The sequence below is a fragment of the Streptomyces yangpuensis genome (genome assembly GCF_001005295.1).
Taxonomy (GTDB): Bacteria; Actinomycetota; Actinomycetes; order Streptomycetales; family Streptomycetaceae; genus Streptomyces; species Streptomyces yangpuensis.
Window position 1 is genome coordinate 939,008 of record NZ_LBMK01000002.1, and the last position, 19,507, is coordinate 958,514.

A 19,507-nucleotide genomic window follows, 5' to 3' on the forward strand; every position below is an offset into this window, starting at 1 on the left:
CCACGACCACCGGATTCTCAGAGAACTCTCAGACACGGCCCCTACGGTGCCCCGCATGGACACCACGAAGACCCCCGCCCCGAACGCCGCCGAGGCGGACACCACACCGGTCGACCTCGAGAAGACCGGGACCGCCCAGGACGCCGCGACCGAGGCCACGGCCGACGCCAACCTCGACGCCGCGACCGGCACCGGCTCCGCCCTCGCCGACGCCGACCTCGACGACGACTTCGCCGAGGACCCCGCGGACTACGAGCAGCCGAGCCACGTGGGCTCCGCGGCCTTCGCGATCGTCTCCGCCGGTCTCTCCGTCGTCGCCCTCAGCGGAAGCTGGGTCGCCGGCATCGTGTCCGAGCGCGCGAGCGTCGCCGCCCGTCTGGAGCTGAGCCAGGCCGCCGACGCCAACGCGCAGATCGCCGCCCAGTTCGTCAATCCGTGGCACACCACCGCGATGGTCAACGGTGTCTTCTCCGCCCTCGCCCTCATCATCGCCACCTTCGTGCTCGCCCTCCCGGCCTTCAGCACCCCCGAGCGCACCCTCCCCACCTGGGTGCGGTCCGTCTCCTGGGCCGGCATCGGCCTGGGCGCCCTCGGCGTACTGCTCTTCGTCCTCATGTACTTCGACCTCCTCCTGGCCGTCCCGAAGGCAGGAGCCGTCTAAAGGGCTGCCTCGCCCCTGCGGTGGGCGCCCGTGCCCCGTCCCGGGCAGCCCGCGCCGGCGACTGAGGCCCCCGGCCCCCGCCGGATGCGGCATGCGACCGATGCGCCGGTACCCCCTGGGAGGCGAATCTCGGATCACACCGAACGAGGTGCCGAGAACCGCAACCAGGGAGTACGAGATGTTCGAGCACGAGATCGCCGCGGCCGCCCGCACCAGCCACCCCGGCCGGCCCGCCCGGTACGGGGCCGGTCAGTGACGGTCGGCGGACTCCTCGTCCAGGCGTATGAGCACCCTGCCGGAGTCGAGGTCTATCGGGCCCCGTCCCGGATCGTTGTCGCCCACATCGGTCCGGGACAGCTCCAGCCGCTTCTTCTCGTCGTTCGTGTGCTTGCGTCCCGGGTTGAAAAGCTCCTCGATCATGTTGAACACCGTGTCCACGCACCCCTCGCCCCCGCCCGGGGGCACGCCGGTCACCGCACCGTCAGTGTCAGGATCCTGTCGTCGCCCGCCTCCGGCGACCCGCGCCCGTCCGTTTCGCTCGTGACCAGCAGCAGCCGGTCACCCCCGAGAGCGATCACCGACCGCAGCCGGCCGTACTTGCCCGTCAGGAAGGCCTCGGGCTCGGCCACCGGCGCCGTCCCGGACAGCGGGATCCGCCACAGCCGCGCGCCCCTCAGCCCGGCCATCCATATCGACCCCTCCGCCCAGGCGATACCGCTCGGCGAGGCCTCGTCCGTCTTCCACACCGCCACCGGATCCCGCATGCCAGGCCTGCCGGCCTTCCCCTCGGCCTCGGGCCAGCCGTAGTTCGCACCGGGCTCGATCAGATTCAGCTCGTCCCAGGTGTTCTGGCCGAACTCGGCCGCCCACAGCCGTTTTTCCTTGTCCCAGGCGAGGCCCTGCACATTGCGGTGCCCGTAGGAATAGACGACCGAATCCGCCTCCGGATTGCCGTGGACCGGATCTCCGTCCGGAGTCATCCGCAGGATCTTGCCGCCGAGCGACTTCCTGTCCTGCGCGAGCCCGGTGACACCCGTCTCTCCCGTCCCCGCATACAGCATCCTGTCCGGGCCGAAGGCGATCCGTCCGCCGTTGTGGATCAGCCCCTTGGGGATCCCCCGGAACACGGTGTCCGGCGCGCCCAGTTGCTGCCCGGGAGGTCTCTGCTCGTCATAGCGCAGCCGTGCTATCCGGTTGTCGGACGCGGTCGTGAAGTAGACATACACCAGACGGTCCGAGGCGAAGTCCGGCGACAGCGCGAGGCCCAGCAGTCCGCCCTCGCCGCCCGGCTCCACGCCGGGCACCTCGCCGATCTGCGTCACCGTGCCCGACCCGGCGGCGACCCGGCTGATCGTCCCCTTGTCCCGGGAGGCGACCAGCAGGTCGCCCCCCGGCAGCGGGGCCACGCCCCAGGGCGACTCCAGGCCCTTGGCGACCTCGCCGGTGACCGTCACCGCCCCCTGCGCGGGCGGCCCGGACGCCGACGGCGAGGCGGCGCCGCTCCCGGAGGGGCCCGGTGACCCCGTCCCCGCCGATGTCGCTCCCGGTGGGGAACCCCCGCGCCCGGCATCGGGGGCGCCCTCCGGGGAGCACCCCGTCACCAGCAGCGCACCGCACCCGGCCAGTGCCACCGCCGCCAGCACGCTCCGGCGCCGCCCGTCGGGACCCTCGCACCCCGCCTGCCCGGGAGAACTTCCGTATCGCATCGCCCTGCTCCCTTCCGGTCCTCCGATCCTGCCCTTCACCCGTCTCAACAGCCGGGGCAGTGCCCGAAGTTCCACCACTCGTACACCCGATCGAGTGGTTGTGGGCGGTCAGTCCCAGGCTCCCACGTCCACCGGAAGGTCCGCGATCTCGGCCAGGTCCGCAGCCGTGAGTCGCAGCTGGGCCGCCCGCGCGTTCTCCACCGCCCAGTGCGCACGGTCCGCGCCGGGCACCGGCACCACCTGCGGCCCCTGCGCCAGCACCCAGGCCAGGGCCACCTGCCCGACCGTGACCTCGGGCCCATGCCGCAGCGCCACCCGCCGCAGCCCCGCCACCAGCACCTGGTTCGAGGCCATCGCCTCCGCCGTGAACCGCGGGTGCCGGGCCCGGACGTCCTCCGGCTCGAAGCCCTCGCCCGGCCTGAGGGTCCCGGTCAGGAACCCGCTGCCCAGCGGCATCGCCGCCAGCAACCCCACCCCGCGCGCCGCGCACCACGGCAGCAGCTGCCGCGCCGCCTCCGGCGACCACACCGACAGCTCCGCCTGCACCGCGCTCACCGGGAACACCTGCTGCATCCGCTCCAGGTGCCGCAGTGTCGTCCGGTACCCGCGATCACCGCGCCGCCCCGCCCCCGGCCCGGCCCCGGCCCCCAGCGCGCAGAAACCGAGCGCCCGCACCTTCCCGGCGCCCACCAGCTCCGCCATGGCCCCCCAGGTCTCCTCCACCGGGACCTCCGGGTCCACCCGGTGCAGCTGGTAGAGGTCTATGACGTCGGTGCGCAGCCGCCGAAGCGAGGCGTCGCAGGCCCGCCGCAGATAGCCGGGCCGCCCGTCCGCCACCACGTGCTGGTCGCCCGCCCGCAGCCCGACCTTGGCCGACACGAACGCGTCGGACCGCCGCTCCCGCAGCACCCGCCCCAGCAGCAGCTCGTTGGTGAACGGCCCGTACACATCGGCCGTGTCCAGCAGGTTCGACCCCAGGTCCAGCGCCGCGTGCACGGCGGCCAGCGACTCATGCCCCCGTCGCCGCGAAGGCGTGTACGCCCAGCTCATCGGCATACAGCCGAGGCCGACGGCGCCCACGCTCAGCGTCCCCGCCCCGATCGACCTGCGCTCCACCCCTGCGTCCCCCTCCGCTCCGGCAACCAAACTAACGGCTTGATCAAGACGGCTTGGCATAGCCTCGTGATCATGACTGCAACGCCCGGGGACGTCTGGCTCCCCTTCCCCGCCGAAGAGGTCGCCGGCCTCCCCGACTCCTTCCGGTACCGCCAGTGGGACGGTGAGGACGCCTTCCCGGCCGATCCGGCCGACTGCGTCTTCTACGTGGCCCCCTACATGAAGTCCGCCGAGGTCACCGTGCGCCCGCTCGCCGCGATGCCGGCCGTCCGGGTCGTCCAGACCCTGACGGCCGGCATCGACCACATGCTGGGCGGCCTCGGAGACCTGTGCCCCGGCGTACGGCTGTGCAACGCCGTGGGGGTCCACACGGCCAGCACCGCCGAGCTGGCCCTCGCGCTGACCCTCGCCTCCCTGCGCGGCATCCCCGGCATGGTCCGCGGGCAGGACCGCGAGGAATGGCGCTCCGGCTTCTACGACGCCCTCGCCGACAAGTCAGTTCTGATCATCGGCTACGGATCCATCGGCTCGGCCATCGAGGACCGCCTCGTGCCGTTCGAGTGCGAGCGGATCGAACGGGTGGCCCGCTCTGCGCGGACCACCGAACGGGGGCCGGTGCACGCCATGGCCGCGCTGCCCCAGCTCCTGCCGCAGGCCGACGTGGTGATCCTCGTGACGCCCCTGACCGACGCCACCCGAGGGCTCGTGGGCGCCGAGTTCCTCGCCCGGATGAAGGACGGTGCCCTGCTGGTGAACGTCTCGCGCGGCCCTGTCGTCGAGACCAAGTCCCTGCTGGCGGAAGTGGAGTCGGGCCGGCTGCGCGCGGCCCTCGACGTCACCGACCCGGAACCGCTGCCCGCCGGCCACCCGCTCTGGCACGCTCCGAACGTCCTGATCACGCCTCATGTCGGCGGCAGCAGCTCGGCGTTCGAGCCGCGGGCCAAGCGCCTGCTGGTGCGCCAGCTCACCCGCTTCGCCGCCGGAGAGCCCGTGGAGCACACCGTGCTGATCACCGAATGACACCCACGGAATGACACCCGTGATGTGTACGCTCCGCAGTCGTCCGAACGCGAGCAGTCGCCACAACTCCCTGATTGGTAACGGAGCGTAGGCCAACTATGTCCCTGAGTGACGAAAGTGGTGTATCGTCCGGAAGAAGGGGCTGCGCCAGGAACGTCTGGCGCTGGGGAGTGATCGGACACTTGGGGGGCGACGGGCGATGCACGGCCAATGGACGAAGGATCCGACGCGGCTCGGCCGCAGAAGGCGACGCTGCCGGGACTGGGCCGCGCCGGAACCGGCCGGCGAGGGGGACCGGTGAGCACCCCGGGGGCGGCGCTCCTGGACCGGCCGTCCGTATCGGGCGGGGGCAGGTGCCGGGCGATGCAGGTGATCCTCGCGGTCGTCTGCGGCGGGTATGCCGTCGGTGCCGCCCTCAACTGGGGGTCCGAGGAAGTCGCAGAGATCATGGGCGACTTCGGACTGAGCGCGGCCGGACTGCTGGCAGCAGTCTCCTGCTACACCTACTCGCGGACGATCGACAACCGGGAGCGCCCCGCCTGGCTGCTCTTCGCCTTCTCCTCCCTCATGGGCGCCTGCGGCAACGCCGTCTGGGGCTGGTACGAGGTGGTCCTCGGCCAGGACGTGCCGAAGCCCTCGCTCGCCGACTTCGCCTTCCTCTGCTTCGCCCCGCCCGCCATCGTGGGCCTGCTCGTCCTCGCCAAACGCCCGGTCACCCGCGCCGGCTGGGTCTGCCTCGGACTCGACTCCTGGCTCATCGGCGGCTCACTGCTCACGCTGTCCTGGAGCCTCGCCCTGGCCCATGCCGCGCGCACCGCGCAGTCCGGCGCCCCGGGCAGCGTCCCGCGCGCCGCGCTCTCCCTCGCCTACCCCCTGCTGGACATCGCGCTCGTCTCGATGGTCCTCGTCCTGCACTTCCGGCGGAGCGAGACCAACCGCTCCGCCGTGAACACCGCCATCGCGGCGCTGGCCCTGACCGTCCTCAGCGACGCCCTGTTCACCTCGCCCCTGCTCAGCGCCGAGTACGAGTCCGGGCAGCTGCTCGACGCCGGCTGGTTCGCCGGCTCGCTGCTGCTCGCGTACGCGCCCTGGGGCGCCCGGCGCATCCACCACGGCCCGGTGCCGGCCGGCCCCCCGCGCCGGGACCGCCCGCACAGCCGCCCGATCACCGGGTCGCTGCCCGCCCTCACGCCGTACCTCGCGGCCGCCGTGTGCACCCTCGGCATCCTCTACAACGTCGTGGACGGCCGGAAGGTTGACCGGATGGTCGTCTTCACCGGTTGCACGGTCGTGCTCGCCCTCGTCATCCGGCAGGGCATCATGCTCCTCGACAACATCGCGCTGACCCAGGAACTGGCCCAGAAGGAGAACCACTTCCGCTCCCTGGTCCAGGGCTCCAGCGACGTGATCATGATCGCCGCACCCACCGGGACCCTGCGCTACGTCAGCCCGGCCGCCGCCGGGGTCTACGGCCGCGAGGCGGAGGAGCTGGTCGGCACGGAACTGGCCGCCCTGATCCACCCCGACGACCTCGGCAGGGTGGTCCACGAGGTACGCCGCTTCCTCGCCGCACCGCCCACCGAGGAACCCACCACCCGCATCGAATGCCGCTTCAAGTCGGGCGGCGGCGAATGGCTGAACGTGGAGTCCACCGTCAACCGCCACCAGGGCGGACTCATCCTCAACAGCCGGGACGTCACCGAGCGCGTCCGGCTCCAGGCCCAGCTGCAGCACAGCGCCGAGCACGACCCCCTGACCGACCTGCCCAACCGGGCCCTCTTCACCCGGCGCGTACGCCAGGCCCTGACGGGCCGCCGCGCCGGCGACCACAGCACCGCCGTCCTCTTCATCGACCTCGACGGCTTCAAAGCGGTCAACGACACCATCGGCCACCAGGCCGGCGACGAACTGCTCGTCGAGGCCGCCCGCAGGCTCCAGGACTCGGTCCGGGCCGGGGACACCGCCGCCCGGCTCGGCGGCGACGAGTTCGCCGCGCTGATCCTCGGCGACGGCAGCCGCGACCGCAGCGCCCGCGAGTACCAGGCCCGCGAGATCGCCGACCGGCTGCGCGCCCGGCTCTCCCAGCCGTACCGGATCAGCGGCAACGAGGTACGGGTGGCCGCCAGCATCGGCGTGGCCTTCGCCGACCCCGGGATCACCCCTTCGGACCTGATGCGCAACGCGGACCTCGCGATGTACCGGGCCAAGGCCGGAGGCAAGGACCGGGTCGAGGTGTACGCCCCCCAGATGGAGGCCGAGGTGGTGCGCAAGGCCGAGCTGGCGGGCCGGCTGCGCACCGCACTGCACGAGGGCGAGTTCGCTCTGCTCCACCAGCCCGTGGTATCGCTGGCCACCGGAGAGATCGCGGCCGTCGCCGCGCAGGCACGGTGGCGGTCGGCCCAGGGGATCCTCTTCACCCCGGCGGAGTTCCTCCGGGTGGCCGAATACAGCGAGGGCGTGGCGGGCGGCGCGGCCGGCACCGGCCCGGACGCCTCGCGCACCGCCGAGCTGGGCCGCTGGCTGCTGGAGGAGGCCGTCGAGCAGGCCGCCGACCGGCACCGCGCCGGACACGACGTGCCGGTGGCCGTGCGGATGACCGCCCAGCGGCTCCTGGACAGCGCCATGCCGCTCGGCTCCGTGGAAGCCCTCCTGACCCGGCACGGCCTGCCCTCCGGGGCCCTGGTGCTGGAGCTCGCGGTGTCCGACCCCAGGGTCCCCTTCGACGACCTGGAGCGCCGCCTCGCCGCCCTGCACCGGCTCGGGGTGGGGATCGCCCTGGACGGCTTCGGCAGCGGCTACGCCGCCATCAGCGCCCTGCGCCGGCTCCCCGTGGACATGCTCAAGCTGGACCGGGGGCTGGTGGAGGGGGTGGTCGAGTCGGCCCGCCTGCACAAGATCACAGCAGGCCTCTTGCGCATCGCAAGCGACCTCGGCATGCGGTCGGTGGCCGACGGTGTGGACCTGCCGGAGCAGGTGGCCGCCCTGCGCGCCATGGGGTGCACACACGGCCAGGGGATGGCCTTTTCCGGCCCCCTCGACGAGTACAGGCTGCGGCGCGCGCTGGTGCGCGGTACGTTCCCAGTACCGGGCGGAGCGGCCCAGCCTGCACTGGCGGTCGGTTCCTCCGGGGGCTCCATGGTCATCCGCAGAGGCTCACATAATGAGACGCCCGTCCCACCTACTTGACATCACCCTCCCGCCGGAGGGAGGGTCAGTGCCATGCGCACCCGAATTCTCGTACTTGGAAAGCGCGTCGGCTGAAGCTGGGGCCTGCATGTCCCCGCTCAACACACCCGACGCGCTCCCCTCGCTTGCCTCCTGGCACGAGGGGTTTTTTGTTGCACTGGCACAGAGTCGAATCCGCGTAAAACCCTCAGCTTCGAGAAGAGAATGCCGATGACCGAGCAGGCCACCGGGGCCCACCATCCGCAGCCGCGGCCCCGTTCCGGCGGACAGCAGTCCGCCGCAGTTGAGCACGTCACGGGTGCGCAGTCCCTCATCCGCTCTCTCGAAGAGGTGGGGTGCGACACCGTCTTCGGGATTCCGGGAGGCGCCATCCTCCCCGCGTACGACCCGATGATGGACTCCAAGAAGGTCCGTCACATCCTGGTCCGCCACGAGCAGGGGGCCGGCCACGCCGCCACCGGCTACGCCCAGGCCACCGGCAAGGTCGGCGTCTGTATGGCCACGTCCGGCCCGGGCGCCACCAACCTGGTCACCCCGATCGCCGACGCGCACATGGACTCCGTCCCGCTCGTCGCGATCACCGGCCAGGTCTCCTCCAAGGCGATCGGCACCGACGCCTTCCAGGAGGCGGACATCGTCGGCATCACCATGCCGATCACGAAGCACAACTTCCTGGTCACCAAGGCCGAGGACATCCCGAGGACGATCGCCGAGGCGTTCCACATCGCCGCCACCGGCCGCCCGGGCCCGGTCCTCGTCGACATCGCCAAGGACGCCCTGCAGGCGAAGACCACCTTCGCGTGGCCGCCCTCCCAGGACCTCCCCGGCTACCGGCCGGTCACCAAGCCGCACGCCAAGCAGATCCGCGAGGCCGCCAAGCTCATCTGCCAGGCCAAGCGCCCGGTGCTGTACGTCGGCGGCGGCGTCATGAAGTCCGGCGCCACCGCAGAGCTGAAGGTCCTCGCCGAGCTGACCGGCGTCCCGGTCTGCACCACCCTGATGGCGCTGGGGTCCTTCCCCGACAGCCACCCGCTGCACGTCGGCATGCCCGGCATGCACGGCAGCGTCACCGGTGTCACCGCGCTCCAGAAGTCGGACCTGCTGATCGCGCTCGGCACCCGCTTCGACGACCGCGTCACCGGCAAGCTGGACAGCTTCGCCCCCTTCGCCAAGATCATCCACGCGGACATCGACCCGGCCGAGATCGGCAAGAACCGCGCCGTCGACGTCCCGATCGTCGGTGACGCCCGCGAGGTCATCGCCGACCTGATCCTGGCGGTCCAGGCCGAGCACGCCGAGGGAAGCGCCGGCGACTACACCGCCTGGTGGAACGACCTCAACCGCTGGCGCGAGACCTACCCGCTGGGTTACGACCTGCCCGAGGACGGCAGCCTCTCGCCGCAGCAGGTCATCGAGCGGATCGGCGCGCTCGCGCCCAAGGGCACGGTCTTCGCGGCCGGTGTCGGCCAGCACCAGATGTGGGCCTCGCACTTCGTCAAGTACGAGGAGCCCCGCACCTGGCTGAACTCCGGCGGCGCCGGAACCATGGGCTACGCGGTCCCGGCCGCGATGGGCGCCAAGGTCGGCATGCCGGAGCGCACCGTCTGGGCGATCGACGGCGACGGCTGCTTCCAGATGACCAATCAGGAACTGGTCACCTGCGCCCTGAACAACATCCCGATCAAGGTCGCGATCATCAACAACGGCGCGCTGGGCATGGTCCGCCAGTGGCAGACGCTGTTCTACAACCAGCGGTACTCCAACACCGTCCTGCATGCCGACGAGACCGGTCACGACACGGTCGGCTCCCAGCTCGGCGAGTCCATCGCGCCCCGCAAGGGCACGCGCGTCCCGGACTTCGTCAAGCTCTCCGAGGCCATGGGCTGCGTGGCGCTGCGCTGTGAGGACCCGGCCGACCTGGACAAGGTCATCGCCGAGGCCAACGCCATCAACGACCGTACCGTCGTCATCGACTTCATCGTCCACGAGGACGCCATGGTGTGGCCGATGGTCGCCGCCGGCACCTCCAACGACGAGGTCATGGCAGCCCGGGGCGTCCGTCCCGACTTCGGCGACAACGAAGACGACTGAGCCGAGAGAGCCGAGAGAGAGAACGCCTCACATGTCCAAGCACACGCTCTCCGTCCTGGTCGAGAACACGCCCGGCATCCTCGCCCGGATCGCCGCCCTGTTCTCCCGCCGCGGGTTCAACATCGACTCCCTCGCGGTCGGCGTCACCGAGCACCCCGACATCTCCCGCATCACCATCGTCGTCAACGTCGAGGACCTCCCGCTGGAGCAGGTGACCAAGCAGCTGAACAAGCTGGTCAACGTGCTCAAGATCGTCGAGCTGGAGCCGCACAACGCCATCGAGCGCGAACTCGTCCTGGTGAAGGTCCGCGCCGACAACGAGACCCGTTCGCAGATCGTCGAGATCGTCCAGCTGTTCCGCGCCAAGACGGTCGACGTCTCCCCGGAGGCCGTCACCATCGAGGCGACCGGCGGCTCCGACAAGCTCGGCGCCATGCTCAAGATGCTGGAGCCCTTCGGCATCAAGGAGCTCGTGCAGTCCGGCACGATCGCCATAGGGCGTGGCGGACGGTCCATCACGGACCGCAGCCTGCGCGCGCTCGACCGCAGCGCCTGACCCGTACCGGCGCGGCGGCCGAGGCCCGGCGCCCGAGGTACGACGCCCGCCCGGGCCGGCGCAGACACGCTCGGCCCGCATAGCGAGACCGACAGACTCAGATTCCGTTCCCCGCCGTACGGTGGGGGCAACACCAGCGCACCAAGGAGATATCCCAGTGGCCGAGCTGTTCTACGAGAACGACGCCGACCTGTCCATCATCCAGGGCCGCAAGGTCGCGGTCATCGGTTACGGCAGCCAGGGCCACGCCCACGCGCTGTCGCTCCGTGACTCCGGCGTCGATGTCGTCGTCGGCCTGAAGGAGGGCTCGAAGTCCAAGGCCAAGGCCGAGGAGCAGGGCCTGAAGGTCGTCCCCGTGGCCGAGGCCGCCGAGTGGGCGAACGTCATCATGATCCTCACCCCGGACCCGCTGCAGGCCGAGATCTACGAGGAGTCCATCAAGGACCACCTCAAGGAGGGCGACGCGCTCTTCTTCGGCCACGGCTTCAACGTCCGCTACGGCTTCATCAAGCCCCCCACCAACGTGGACGTCGCCCTGGTCGCGCCGAAGGGCCCGGGCCACCTGGTCCGCCGCCAGTACGAGGAGGGCCGCGGCGTTCCGTGCATCGCCGCCGTCGAGCAGGACGCCACCGGCAAGGCCTTCGACCTGGCGCTCTCGTACGCGGCCGGTATCGGCGGCACCCGCGCCGGTGTCATCAAGACGACCTTCACCGAGGAGACCGAGACCGACCTGTTCGGTGAGCAGGCCGTCCTCTGCGGTGGCGCGTCCGCACTGGTCAAGGCCGGTTTCGAGACCCTGACCGAGGCCGGCTACCAGCCGGAGATCGCCTACTTCGAGTGCCTGCACGAGCTGAAGCTCATCGTCGACCTCATGTACGAGGGCGGCCTGGAGAAGATGCGCTGGTCGGTCTCCGAGACCGCCGAGTGGGGCGACTACATCACCGGCCCGCGCGTCATCACCGACGCCACCAAGGCCGAGATGAAGAAGGTCCTGGAGGAGATCCAGAGCGGCAAGTTCGCCGAGGAGTGGATGGCCGAGTACAAGGCCGGTCTGCCGAAGTACAACGAGTACAAGAAGGCCGACTCGGAGCACCTGCTGGAGACCACCGGCAAGAAGCTGCGCAAGCTGATGAGCTGGGTCGACAACGACGAGAGCTGATCTCGTGGCGGCGGGGCCGGGACGGTGTGCGTCCCGGCCCCGCCGCCCATCACGCGGCCGGGCGGCACCGGCCGCACCGGTGACCGGGGCGCCCGGACCGGGCCCTCGCGGGCGTGGCTTGTCCACCCCGGCCAACCACGGAAGAGTGATCCTTCCGTACAGGCGGAAAACCGGTCCGTCCGCGCCACTACACTGCTCAACACATACGCGTCAGGCCCACAGTGTCGTGCGTCTTCCACGCGGCTACCCCCTCCACCGCCTGCGGCCGTCGGGACGGCCGTCCGCACTGGACTTGTGAGGATGACCCACGTGAGCTCGAAACCTGTCGTACTCATCGCCGAAGAGCTGTCGCCCGCCACGGTGGACGCGCTCGGTCCGGACTTCGAGATCCGGCACGTCAACGGAGCCGACCGCGCGGAGCTGCTGCCCGCCATCGTCGACGTCGACGCGATCCTCGTCCGCTCCGCGACGAAGGTCGACGCCGAGGCCATCGCCGCGGCGAGGAAGCTGAAGGTCGTCGCCCGCGCCGGCGTCGGTCTGGACAATGTCGACGTCTCCGCCGCCACCAAGGCCGGTGTGATGGTCGTCAACGCCCCGACCTCGAACATCGTGACCGCGGCCGAGCTCGCCTGCGGCCTGCTGGTCGCCACGGCCCGCAACATCCCGCAGGCCAACACCGCCCTGAAGAACGGCGAGTGGAAGCGGAACAAGTACACGGGCGTCGAGCTCAGCGAGAAGACCCTGGGCGTCGTCGGCCTCGGCCGCATCGGCGTCCTCGTCGCGCAGCGCATGTCGGCCTTCGGTATGAAGATCGTCGCGTACGACCCCTACGTGCAGCCCGCCCGCGCCGCCCAGATGGGCGTCAAGATGCTGACGCTGGACGAGCTCCTCGAGGTCGCCGACTTCATCACGGTGCACCTGCCCAAGACCCCCGAGACCATCGGTCTCATCGGGGACGAGGCCCTGCACAAGGTCAAGCCGTCCGTCCGCATCGTCAACGCCGCGCGCGGCGGCATCGTGGACGAGGCCGCCCTGTACTCGGCCATCAAGGAGGGCCGCGTCGCCGGCGCCGGCCTCGACGTGTACGCGAAGGAGCCCTGCACGGACTCCCCGCTCTTCGAGCTCGACCAGGTCGTCTGCACCCCGCACCTCGGCGCGTCCACGGACGAGGCCCAGGAGAAGGCCGGTGTCTCGGTCGCCAAGTCGGTGCGCCTCGCCCTCGCCGGTGAGCTCGTACCGGACGCGGTCAACGTCCAGGGCGGTGTCATCGCCGAGGACGTCCGTCCGGGCCTGCCGCTCGCCGAGAAGCTCGGCCGCATCTTCACCGCCCTCGCCGGCGAGGTCGCGGTCCGCCTCGACGTCGAGGTCTGCGGCGAGATCACCCAGCACGACGTCAAGGTGCTCGAACTCTCCGCGCTCAAGGGTGTCTTCGAGGACGTCGTCGACGAGACCGTCTCCTACGTCAACGCCCCGCTCTTCGCGCAGGAGCGCGGCGTCGAGGTGCGCCTGACCACCAGCTCGGAGTCCCCGGACCACCGCAACGTGGTGACCGTGCGCGGCACCCTGTCGGACGGTCAGGAGGTCTCGGTCTCCGGCACGCTCGCGGGCCCGAAGCACCTGCAGAAGATCGTGGGCATCGGCGAGTACGACGTGGACCTGGCGCTCGCCGACTACATGGTCGTCCTGCGCTACACCGACCGTCCCGGCGTGGTCGGCACCGTCGGCCGCGTCCTCGGCGAGGGCGGCCTGAACATCGCGGGCATGCAGGTCGCCCGTGCGGAGGAGCACGGCGAGGCCCTCGCGGTCCTCACCGTCGACGCCGAGGTGCCGGCGAACGTCCTCGCGGACATCGCCGCCGAGATCGGCGCCGCCTCGGCGCGCACCGTCAGCCTCGCCTGACGCCGCCACGGCAGGGACAGGCAGAAGGGCCCGGGGGAGACCCCGGGCCCTTCCGCGTTCCACCGGACGCGCCGCGCCACGCCACGCGCGTCGTGAACACTCGAATATGACGCTTGTATGGAACGGCTGTATGGGACAGGCGTCCAGGACAGCTACGGTGAGGCCATGGGACACCGCGAAGATCTGCTCGAGGGCGCCAAGAAGTGCCTGGTGGAGAAGGGGTTCGTACGCACCACCGCGCGCGACGTCGTCAGCGCGTCGGGGACGAACCTGGCCTCCATCGGCTACCACTACGGCTCGAAGGACGCCCTGCTCACCCAGGCCTTCATCGGGCTGATGGAGGAGTGGGGGGCGGTCTTCCAGGACGGCCTGGCCGGTCAGGACGGCTCGCTGGAGCGCTTCCGGGCGCTCTGGGAAGGAGTCCTCGGGCAGCACGAGAAGTCCGCGCCCGTCTGGGCGGCGGGCCTGGAGGTGGCGCTCGGCCGGGACCGGCGGCCGGAGCTGCGGGCCATGCTCGCGGCCTCGCAGGCCGAGGGGCGCCGCAGGCTGGTCTCCCTGCTCACCGGTACCCCGGAGGACGAACTCGACGAGCGGGACGTGCGCACCCTGGGCTCCTTCTGCCAGGCGCTGCTCAACGGCCTGATGGTCCAGTGGCTCTTCGACCCGGAGTCGGCCGCCACGGCCGAGGAGTTCACCGAGGGCATGCGCCGGGCCGCCGAGGCGGTGACCCGGGCGCAGGCGTAGCCCGGACGAGGCTCGCAGTGCAGCCGGTCCCCGACATGCGCCTCAGGCCAGGCGGGAGGCCTTGAGGGCCATGTGCAGCAGCAGGCGGTCCTCGCCCGCGTCGAGGTCGAGGCCGGTCAGCTGCTCCACACGGCCGAGGCGGTAGTAGAGGGTCTGGCGGTGGATGCCGAGGGCCGCGGCGGCGCGGCCCGCCTGGCCGGCGCAGTCCAGGAACACCTCGGCGGTACGGGCGAGTTCGCGGTGGGCGGGCGCGAGCAGCGGCCGGGCCGCCGGATCGTCCACCGGGTCGGCGCCCAGGCTCGCCAGCAGCCGGTACGGCCCGATCCGCGACCACTGGGCGACCGGGCCGAGCCGGGGCTCGGCGACCGCCGCCCGCGCCGCGGCGACGGCCTGCTCCCAGGCGGCGGGCAGGTCGGCGAGCCCGCGGACGGGGTCGGCGACTCCCGCGGTCATCCGGTACGGGCCGGCCGGAAAGGCGCCCGCCGGGCCCCCCGCCGCCCCGGGTACGGCCGACGCGAGCCCGGCCGTCCCGGGTACGGCCGACGCGGACCGGGCCGCCCCCTGCCCGGTCGTCGCGGGCCGGGCCGTCGTGGCGCCGGCCGGTCCGGCCGCCCCCGCCGCCGGCGTGGAGGCTCCGGCCGAGGTCCTGGCCGCCGCCCGTTTCTGCGGCCCGGCGCCGCCCGCACCCGAGGCGGCGCCCACTGCGGCCGCCGCCGGTTCCGGCGGGCGCGGCAGCAGCCGTGCCACCGCCGTCAGCGCCGGCGCCAGCGCGTCCGTCGAGCGCAGCCGCAGCAGTACGGCCAGGGCCGGGCCCGCCGCCCCGCCGGAACCGGGCGCCTCGCCCGGCTCGCCCGCCCCGCCGCCCCGCCGGGGTACGACGCAGACCGCCGCGGCGCCCGGCACCGACGCCGGGGCCTCGCCGGACCACGGCGCCACGCAGACCGCCGCGTGCAGCCCGTCCCCGGCCGGGCCGAGGACGGCCCGCAGCGCGGCCACCGCCATGTCCTGCTGCCACCCCCGCTCCGCGGTGAGGACCGCCTGGAACTCCCGCGACAGGTCCGCCCCGGCCTTCGCCTCCTCGGCGAGCAGCACCCCGATCCGCTGGGCCACCTCCATGGCCGCGTCCAGCGCCGCGGCGCCGGGGCCGGGCGTTCCGGGCTCCTGGTCGAGCAGCCACACGTACCCCTGCACGATGCCCCGGTAGCGCACGGGAAGGCAGATCCGGCCCCGGAACACCCCCGCGTCGGGCGCCGCCGGGATGCGGACGGGGCCGGTGGCGCGGGCGATGCCGAAGCCCTCGAACCAGGACCGCACGGCCGCCGTCGACTGCCGGGTCAGGATCGAGCGCGTGCGCACCGGGTCCATGGCGAGGTCGTCGTCGCTGTCGTGGGCACCGAAGGCGATGAGGCGGAAGTCCCGGTTCTCCAGGGTCGCCGGGGCGCCGAGCAGCGCCGAGATCTCGTCCACCAGGTCCTGGTAATCGCCCTTCACCCGGACATTCTCCCACCTCCGGCCCTGCTCTTCAGACAGATGTATGAGATCGCGGACACGGATGCGTGACAGCTGTCGATGGCAGAGGATCAAAGCGATCCTTAGGTTTCACGGTGGTTTTACTTGAGCTTTTCTTCTGCCACCCGCTGGAGGTGCCCCGTGCTGGGTCCCGTGATCCTCGCCGCTTCGCGCAGCGACAAGATGCGCCGTATCGTCTCTGCCGCCCCGGTGACCAAGCCCGTGGTGAACCGGTTCATCCCCGGCGAGACGGTCGATCAGGTCATCCCGATCGTCGAGGACCTCACGCGGGCCGGCCTCGAGGTCACCCTGGACGTCGTCGGTGAGGACATCACCGAGGTGGAGCAGTCCCACGCCGCCCGCGACGCCTACCTCCAGCTCATCGAGCGCCTCGCGGAGCTCGGCCTCGGCGAGAAGGCCGAGATGTCCGTGAAGCTGTCCATGTTCGGCCAGGCGCTGGAGGGCGGCCACGAGCTGGCGCTCGCCAACGTCCGCCCGGTCGTCGAGGCCGCCGCAGCCATCGGCACCACCGTGACGCTGGACGCCGAGGACCACACCACCCTCGACTCGATGTTCGCCATCCACGAGGAGCTGCGGAAGGACTTCCCGCAGACCGGCTGCGTGATCCAGGCCTACCTCTTCCGCACCGAGGCCGACGCCCGCCGCCTGGCCGCGAACGGCAGCCGCGTGCGGATCGTCAAGGGTGCCTACAAGGAGCCCGCCGAGGTCGCCTACCTGGACAAGGCGGAGATCGACAAGGCCTACGTCCGCATCCTGAAGATCCTGATGGACGGCGAGGGCTACCCGATGATCGGGTCCCACGACCCGCGCCTGATCGCCATCGGCCAGGAGCTCGCCCGCAAGGCCGGGCGCAAGCTGGACGAGTACGAATTCCAGATGCTGTACGGCATCCGCAGCGAGGAGCACCTGCGGCTCGCCGCCGAGGGCCACCGGATGCGCGTCTACACCGCGTACGGGACGGACTGGTACGGCTACTTCATGCGCCGCCTCGCGGAGAAGCCGGCCAACCTGCTCTTCTTCGTCCGCTCGATGATCACCAAGAACTGATACGGAGTGTGAGAGCGGCGGCTGTCCCCATCCAGGGGCACCCTGGGTGACGGCAACCGCCGCTCAACTGGCCGGCCGAGCCGGGCCCGACTGGTGACAAGGAGTTACCAGCCCCGTGACTCCGCCCCCGATGGGGCTTCTCACTCACCGCGATGGCGGACTCGTGACGGTCAAGCCCTGACCACTGCCCAACATATGCCACCGCTTCAGCTCTGCTCGGCTGAGGTGAAGATCACTCGGAAGAGGAGCTCTCATGGATGCTGTGACCCAGGTCCCCGCGCCGGTCAACGAGCCGGTCCACTCGTACGCCCCCGGGACCCCGGAGCGCACGCGGCTCGAGGCGCAGCTCAAGCTGCTCGCCGAGAACCCGGTCGACCTTCCGATGACGATCAACGGCGTCAAGCGGATGGGCGGCGGCGAGCGTTTCGACGTGGTCCAGCCGCACGACCACAAGTCGGTGCTCGGCACCTACGCGAACGCCACCCAGGCCGACGCCCAGGAGGCCATCGACGCCGCCCTGGCCGCCGCCCCGGCCTGGCGCGCGATGTCCTTCGACGACCGCGCCGCGATCATCCTGCGCGCCGCCGAGCTGCTGTCCGGCCCGTGGCGCGAGAAGCTCGCCGCCTCCACCATGCTGGGCCAGTCGAAGACCGCCCAGCAGGCGGAGATCGACACCCCGTGCGAGCTCGTCGACTTCTGGCGCTTCAACGTCCACTTCGCCCGCCAGATCCTGGCCGAGCAGCCGGTCGCGAACTCCGCCGGCGTGTGGAACCGCAGCGACCACCGCCCGCTCGAAGGCTTCGTCTACGCGATCACGCCGTTCAACTTCACGGCCATCGCCGGCAACCTGCCGACCGCTCCCGCCCTGATGGGCAACGTGGTCCTGTGGAAGCCGTCCCCGACGCAGACCCACTCCGCGGTGCTCCTGATGGAGCTCCTGGAGGAGGCCGGCCTGCCCAAGGGCGTCATCAACCTGGTGACGGGCGACGGCATCGCCGTGTCCGAGGTGGCCCTGAACCACCCGGAGCTCGCCGGTATCCACTTCACCGGCTCGACCAAGACCTTCCAGTACCTGTGGAAGACGGTCGGCAACAACATCGAGAAGTACAAGTCCTACCCGCGCCTGGTCGGCGAGACCGGCGGCAAGGACTTCGTCGTCGCGCACCCGTCCGCGGACCGCGCGATCCTGAAGACCGCCCTGACCCGCGGCTCCTTCGAGTTCCAGGGCCAGAAGTGCTCGGCGTCCTCGCGCGCCTACGTTCCGGCCTCCATCTGGAACGACGGCTTCAAGGAGGCCTTCGCGGCCGAGGTCGACGGAATCACCATGGGCCCGGTCACCGACCTGTCCAACTTCATCGGCGCCGTCATCGACGAGCGGTCCTTCGCGAAGAACAAGGCCGCGATCGACCGTGCCAAGGCCGACCCGACCTGCGAGATCGTCGCCGGTGGCAGCTACGACGACTCCGAGGGCTACTTCGTCCGCCCGACGGTCATCGTCTGCACCGACCCGGAGAACGAGGTCTTCACGACCGAGTACTTCGGCCCGATCCTGGCGATCCACGTCTACGAGGACGAGAACTACGACGCCATGCTGGCGCAGATGGAGTCCGTCTCGGCCTACGCCCTGACCGGCTCGATCATCGCCGCGGACCGCTACGCGGCGGCGGACGCGATGGAGAAGCTCCGCTTCGCGGCGGGCAACTTCTACATCAACGACAAGTCCACCGGCGCCGTCGTCGGCCAGCAGCCCTTCGGCGGCGGCCGCGCCTCCGGCACCAACGACAAGGCCGGCGCCGCGTCGAACCTGCTCCGCTGGACCTCGACCCGGTCCATCAAGGAGACCCTGGTCCCGCCGACCGAGTACGGCTACCCCCACATGGGCTGATCTCCGGCCCCTGCTGAACCCCGCCCCCGTTCCGGTACCCCCAAGTCCGGAGCGGGGGCGGTATCCATTTCCCCACCGGACCGGGATGCGGCGCGCGGAGGCCGTCACACCTCGGTCATGACCTGGTCGAGGGACTTGCGGACCAGGTCCGGGACCTCGCAGTCGGCCGCGGGGTAGCCGACCGGGACGACCGCGAAGGCCTTCTCGTTCGCCGGCCGGTCCAGTACGTGGGAGAGGAAGCGCATCGGGCTGGGGGTGTGGATCAGGGCGGCGAGACCGCTCAGGTGCAGCGCGGACAGGAGCATGCCGACGGCGATGCCGACCGACTCGTCCACGTAGTAGTGCTTGCGCTTCGTGCCGTCCGGACCGAGCCAGTACCGCTGCTGGAACACCACGATCAGCGCGGGGGCGTCCGTCAGATGGGTCTTCACGGCGTCCGTGCCGAGCGGGCGCAGGGCCGCCAGCCACTCGTCGCCGAGGCGCCCGTCGTAGGAGAGCTCCTCCTCCTGTTCCGCGGCCGCGCGGATCTGCCGGCGTACGGCCGCGTCCTTGACCAGGACGAAGGTCCACGGCTGCTGGTGCGCCCCGGACGGCGCGGTCGCGGCACAGGCGATGGCGTCGCGGACGACCTGCTCGGGCACAGGGTCGGCCGAGAAGTGGCGTACGGTCCGCCGCTCGTCCATCCGGGCCCGCAACTCGGCGGCCCGGACCAGGGATTCGTGCTGCGGCATCCGCTCGGGCCGGTAGGCGGCCGGACGGTACGGCTGGCCGTGGGTGGGGGTCCACTGCTGGGTATCGGGCGACATGGGCCGAGTCTGCCGGGGCATTGGTCCAGACCGCTAGAGCCGCTTCGGCCGATGGCGGCCGGAGTACGGCGTTCGGCGTCCGCAATGCGGTCCTGCGGTTC

The 19,507-nt window shown here is 71.3% G+C and carries 15 protein-coding genes; 10 read left to right on the forward strand and 5 right to left on the reverse strand.

Annotated features, from left to right (window positions below):
• Positions 1-55 precede the first annotated feature (55 nt).
• Complete coding sequence (locus tag AAT21_RS09595; RefSeq protein WP_046776257.1) at positions 56-661, forward strand: hypothetical protein; 606 nt, start codon at positions 56-58, stop codon at positions 659-661.
• 249 nt (positions 662-910) lie between these two features.
• Here AAT21_RS09595 and AAT21_RS09600 read toward each other — a convergent pair whose 3' ends face one another.
• The 3 genes from AAT21_RS09600 to AAT21_RS09610 all read right to left on the reverse strand — a co-directional run bounded on the left by AAT21_RS09600 (position 911) and on the right by AAT21_RS09610 (position 3,483).
• The gene (locus AAT21_RS09600; protein ID WP_235438729.1) at positions 911-1,081 is read right to left on the reverse strand and encodes a DUF6191 domain-containing protein; all 171 of its coding nucleotides are present in this window, start codon (positions 1,079-1,081) and stop codon (positions 911-913) included.
• Between the two features lie 50 nt (positions 1,082-1,131).
• Positions 1,132-2,367 (reverse strand): PQQ-dependent sugar dehydrogenase, encoded by a 1,236-nt coding sequence (locus AAT21_RS09605; RefSeq protein ID WP_079025537.1) that lies wholly within the window; start codon positions 2,365-2,367, stop codon positions 1,132-1,134.
• 108 nt (positions 2,368-2,475) lie between these two features.
• Positions 2,476-3,483 (reverse strand): aldo/keto reductase, encoded by a 1,008-nt coding sequence (locus AAT21_RS09610; RefSeq protein WP_046776258.1) that lies wholly within the window; start codon positions 3,481-3,483, stop codon positions 2,476-2,478.
• A 72-nt stretch (positions 3,484-3,555) separates the two neighbouring features.
• Between AAT21_RS09610 and AAT21_RS09615 the strand changes: the two genes are divergently transcribed.
• From AAT21_RS09615 to AAT21_RS09645, 7 genes are all read left to right on the forward strand, one after another.
• Positions 3,556-4,503: a 2-hydroxyacid dehydrogenase gene (locus tag AAT21_RS09615; protein ID WP_046777211.1), complete on the forward strand. Its 948-nt coding sequence runs from the start codon at positions 3,556-3,558 to the stop codon at positions 4,501-4,503.
• A 297-nt stretch (positions 4,504-4,800) separates the two neighbouring features.
• Positions 4,801-7,689, forward strand: coding sequence for a putative bifunctional diguanylate cyclase/phosphodiesterase (locus AAT21_RS09620; RefSeq protein ID WP_046776259.1), 2,889 nt, complete (start codon positions 4,801-4,803; stop codon positions 7,687-7,689).
• A 204-nt stretch (positions 7,690-7,893) separates the two neighbouring features.
• Positions 7,894-9,780, forward strand: a complete 1,887-nt coding sequence (locus tag AAT21_RS09625; RefSeq protein WP_079025538.1) for an acetolactate synthase large subunit — start codon at positions 7,894-7,896, stop codon at positions 9,778-9,780.
• 31 nt (positions 9,781-9,811) lie between these two features.
• On the forward strand, positions 9,812-10,336 hold the full coding sequence (gene ilvN, locus AAT21_RS09630; RefSeq protein WP_030027475.1) for an acetolactate synthase small subunit: 525 nt from the start codon (positions 9,812-9,814) through the stop codon (positions 10,334-10,336).
• 157 nt (positions 10,337-10,493) lie between these two features.
• Positions 10,494-11,495 carry a ketol-acid reductoisomerase gene (gene ilvC, locus AAT21_RS09635; RefSeq protein WP_030664757.1) on the forward strand — a complete coding sequence of 334 codons (1,002 nt, stop codon included), beginning with the start codon at positions 10,494-10,496 and terminating at the stop codon, positions 11,493-11,495.
• Positions 11,496-11,804: 309 nt separating this feature from the next.
• Positions 11,805-13,394: a phosphoglycerate dehydrogenase gene (serA, locus tag AAT21_RS09640; protein ID WP_046776261.1), complete on the forward strand. Its 1,590-nt coding sequence runs from the start codon at positions 11,805-11,807 to the stop codon at positions 13,392-13,394.
• A 165-nt stretch (positions 13,395-13,559) separates the two neighbouring features.
• Positions 13,560-14,138: a TetR/AcrR family transcriptional regulator gene (locus AAT21_RS09645; protein WP_046776262.1), complete on the forward strand. Its 579-nt coding sequence runs from the start codon at positions 13,560-13,562 to the stop codon at positions 14,136-14,138.
• Between the two features lie 42 nt (positions 14,139-14,180).
• On the opposite strand, the gene AAT21_RS09650 is transcribed toward AAT21_RS09645, so the two are convergent.
• Positions 14,181-15,629 carry a PucR family transcriptional regulator gene (locus AAT21_RS09650; protein ID WP_046776263.1) on the reverse strand — a complete coding sequence of 483 codons (1,449 nt, stop codon included), beginning with the start codon at positions 15,627-15,629 and terminating at the stop codon, positions 14,181-14,183.
• 159 nt (positions 15,630-15,788) lie between these two features.
• Here AAT21_RS09650 and AAT21_RS09655 point away from each other — a divergent pair, with 159 nt between their 5' ends.
• A complete protein-coding gene (locus AAT21_RS09655) occupies positions 15,789-16,715 on the forward strand; it encodes a proline dehydrogenase family protein (protein WP_046776264.1) in 927 nt (308 codons plus the stop codon).
• A gap of 253 nt (positions 16,716-16,968) precedes the next feature.
• Positions 16,969-18,600, forward strand: a complete 1,632-nt coding sequence (pruA, locus tag AAT21_RS09660; RefSeq protein ID WP_046776265.1) for an L-glutamate gamma-semialdehyde dehydrogenase — start codon at positions 16,969-16,971, stop codon at positions 18,598-18,600.
• Positions 18,601-18,704: 104 nt separating this feature from the next.
• On the opposite strand, the gene AAT21_RS09665 is transcribed toward pruA, so the two are convergent.
• Complete coding sequence (locus AAT21_RS09665) at positions 18,705-19,406, reverse strand: nitroreductase family protein (protein WP_046776266.1); 702 nt, start codon at positions 19,404-19,406, stop codon at positions 18,705-18,707.
• Between the last annotated feature and the right edge of the window lie 101 nt (positions 19,407-19,507).

Coding starts and splice junctions, on each gene's coding strand:
- AAT21_RS09595 (WP_046776257.1), top strand. CDS start 56: ATGGACACCACGAAGACCCCCGCCCCGAACGCCGCCGAGGCGGACACC.
- AAT21_RS09600 (WP_235438729.1), bottom strand. CDS start 1,081: ATGATCGAGGAGCTTTTCAACCCGGGACGCAAGCACACGAACGACGAG.
- AAT21_RS09605 (WP_079025537.1), bottom strand. CDS start 2,367: ATGCGATACGGAAGTTCTCCCGGGCAGGCGGGGTGCGAGGGTCCCGAC.
- AAT21_RS09615 (WP_046777211.1), top strand. CDS start 3,556: ATGACTGCAACGCCCGGGGACGTCTGGCTCCCCTTCCCCGCCGAAGAG.
- AAT21_RS09625 (WP_079025538.1), top strand. CDS start 7,894: ATGCCGATGACCGAGCAGGCCACCGGGGCCCACCATCCGCAGCCGCGG.
- ilvN (WP_030027475.1), top strand. CDS start 9,812: ATGTCCAAGCACACGCTCTCCGTCCTGGTCGAGAACACGCCCGGCATC.
- AAT21_RS09645 (WP_046776262.1), top strand. CDS start 13,560: ATGGGACACCGCGAAGATCTGCTCGAGGGCGCCAAGAAGTGCCTGGTG.
- pruA (WP_046776265.1), top strand. CDS start 16,969: ATGGATGCTGTGACCCAGGTCCCCGCGCCGGTCAACGAGCCGGTCCAC.
- AAT21_RS09665 (WP_046776266.1), bottom strand. CDS start 19,406: ATGTCGCCCGATACCCAGCAGTGGACCCCCACCCACGGCCAGCCGTAC.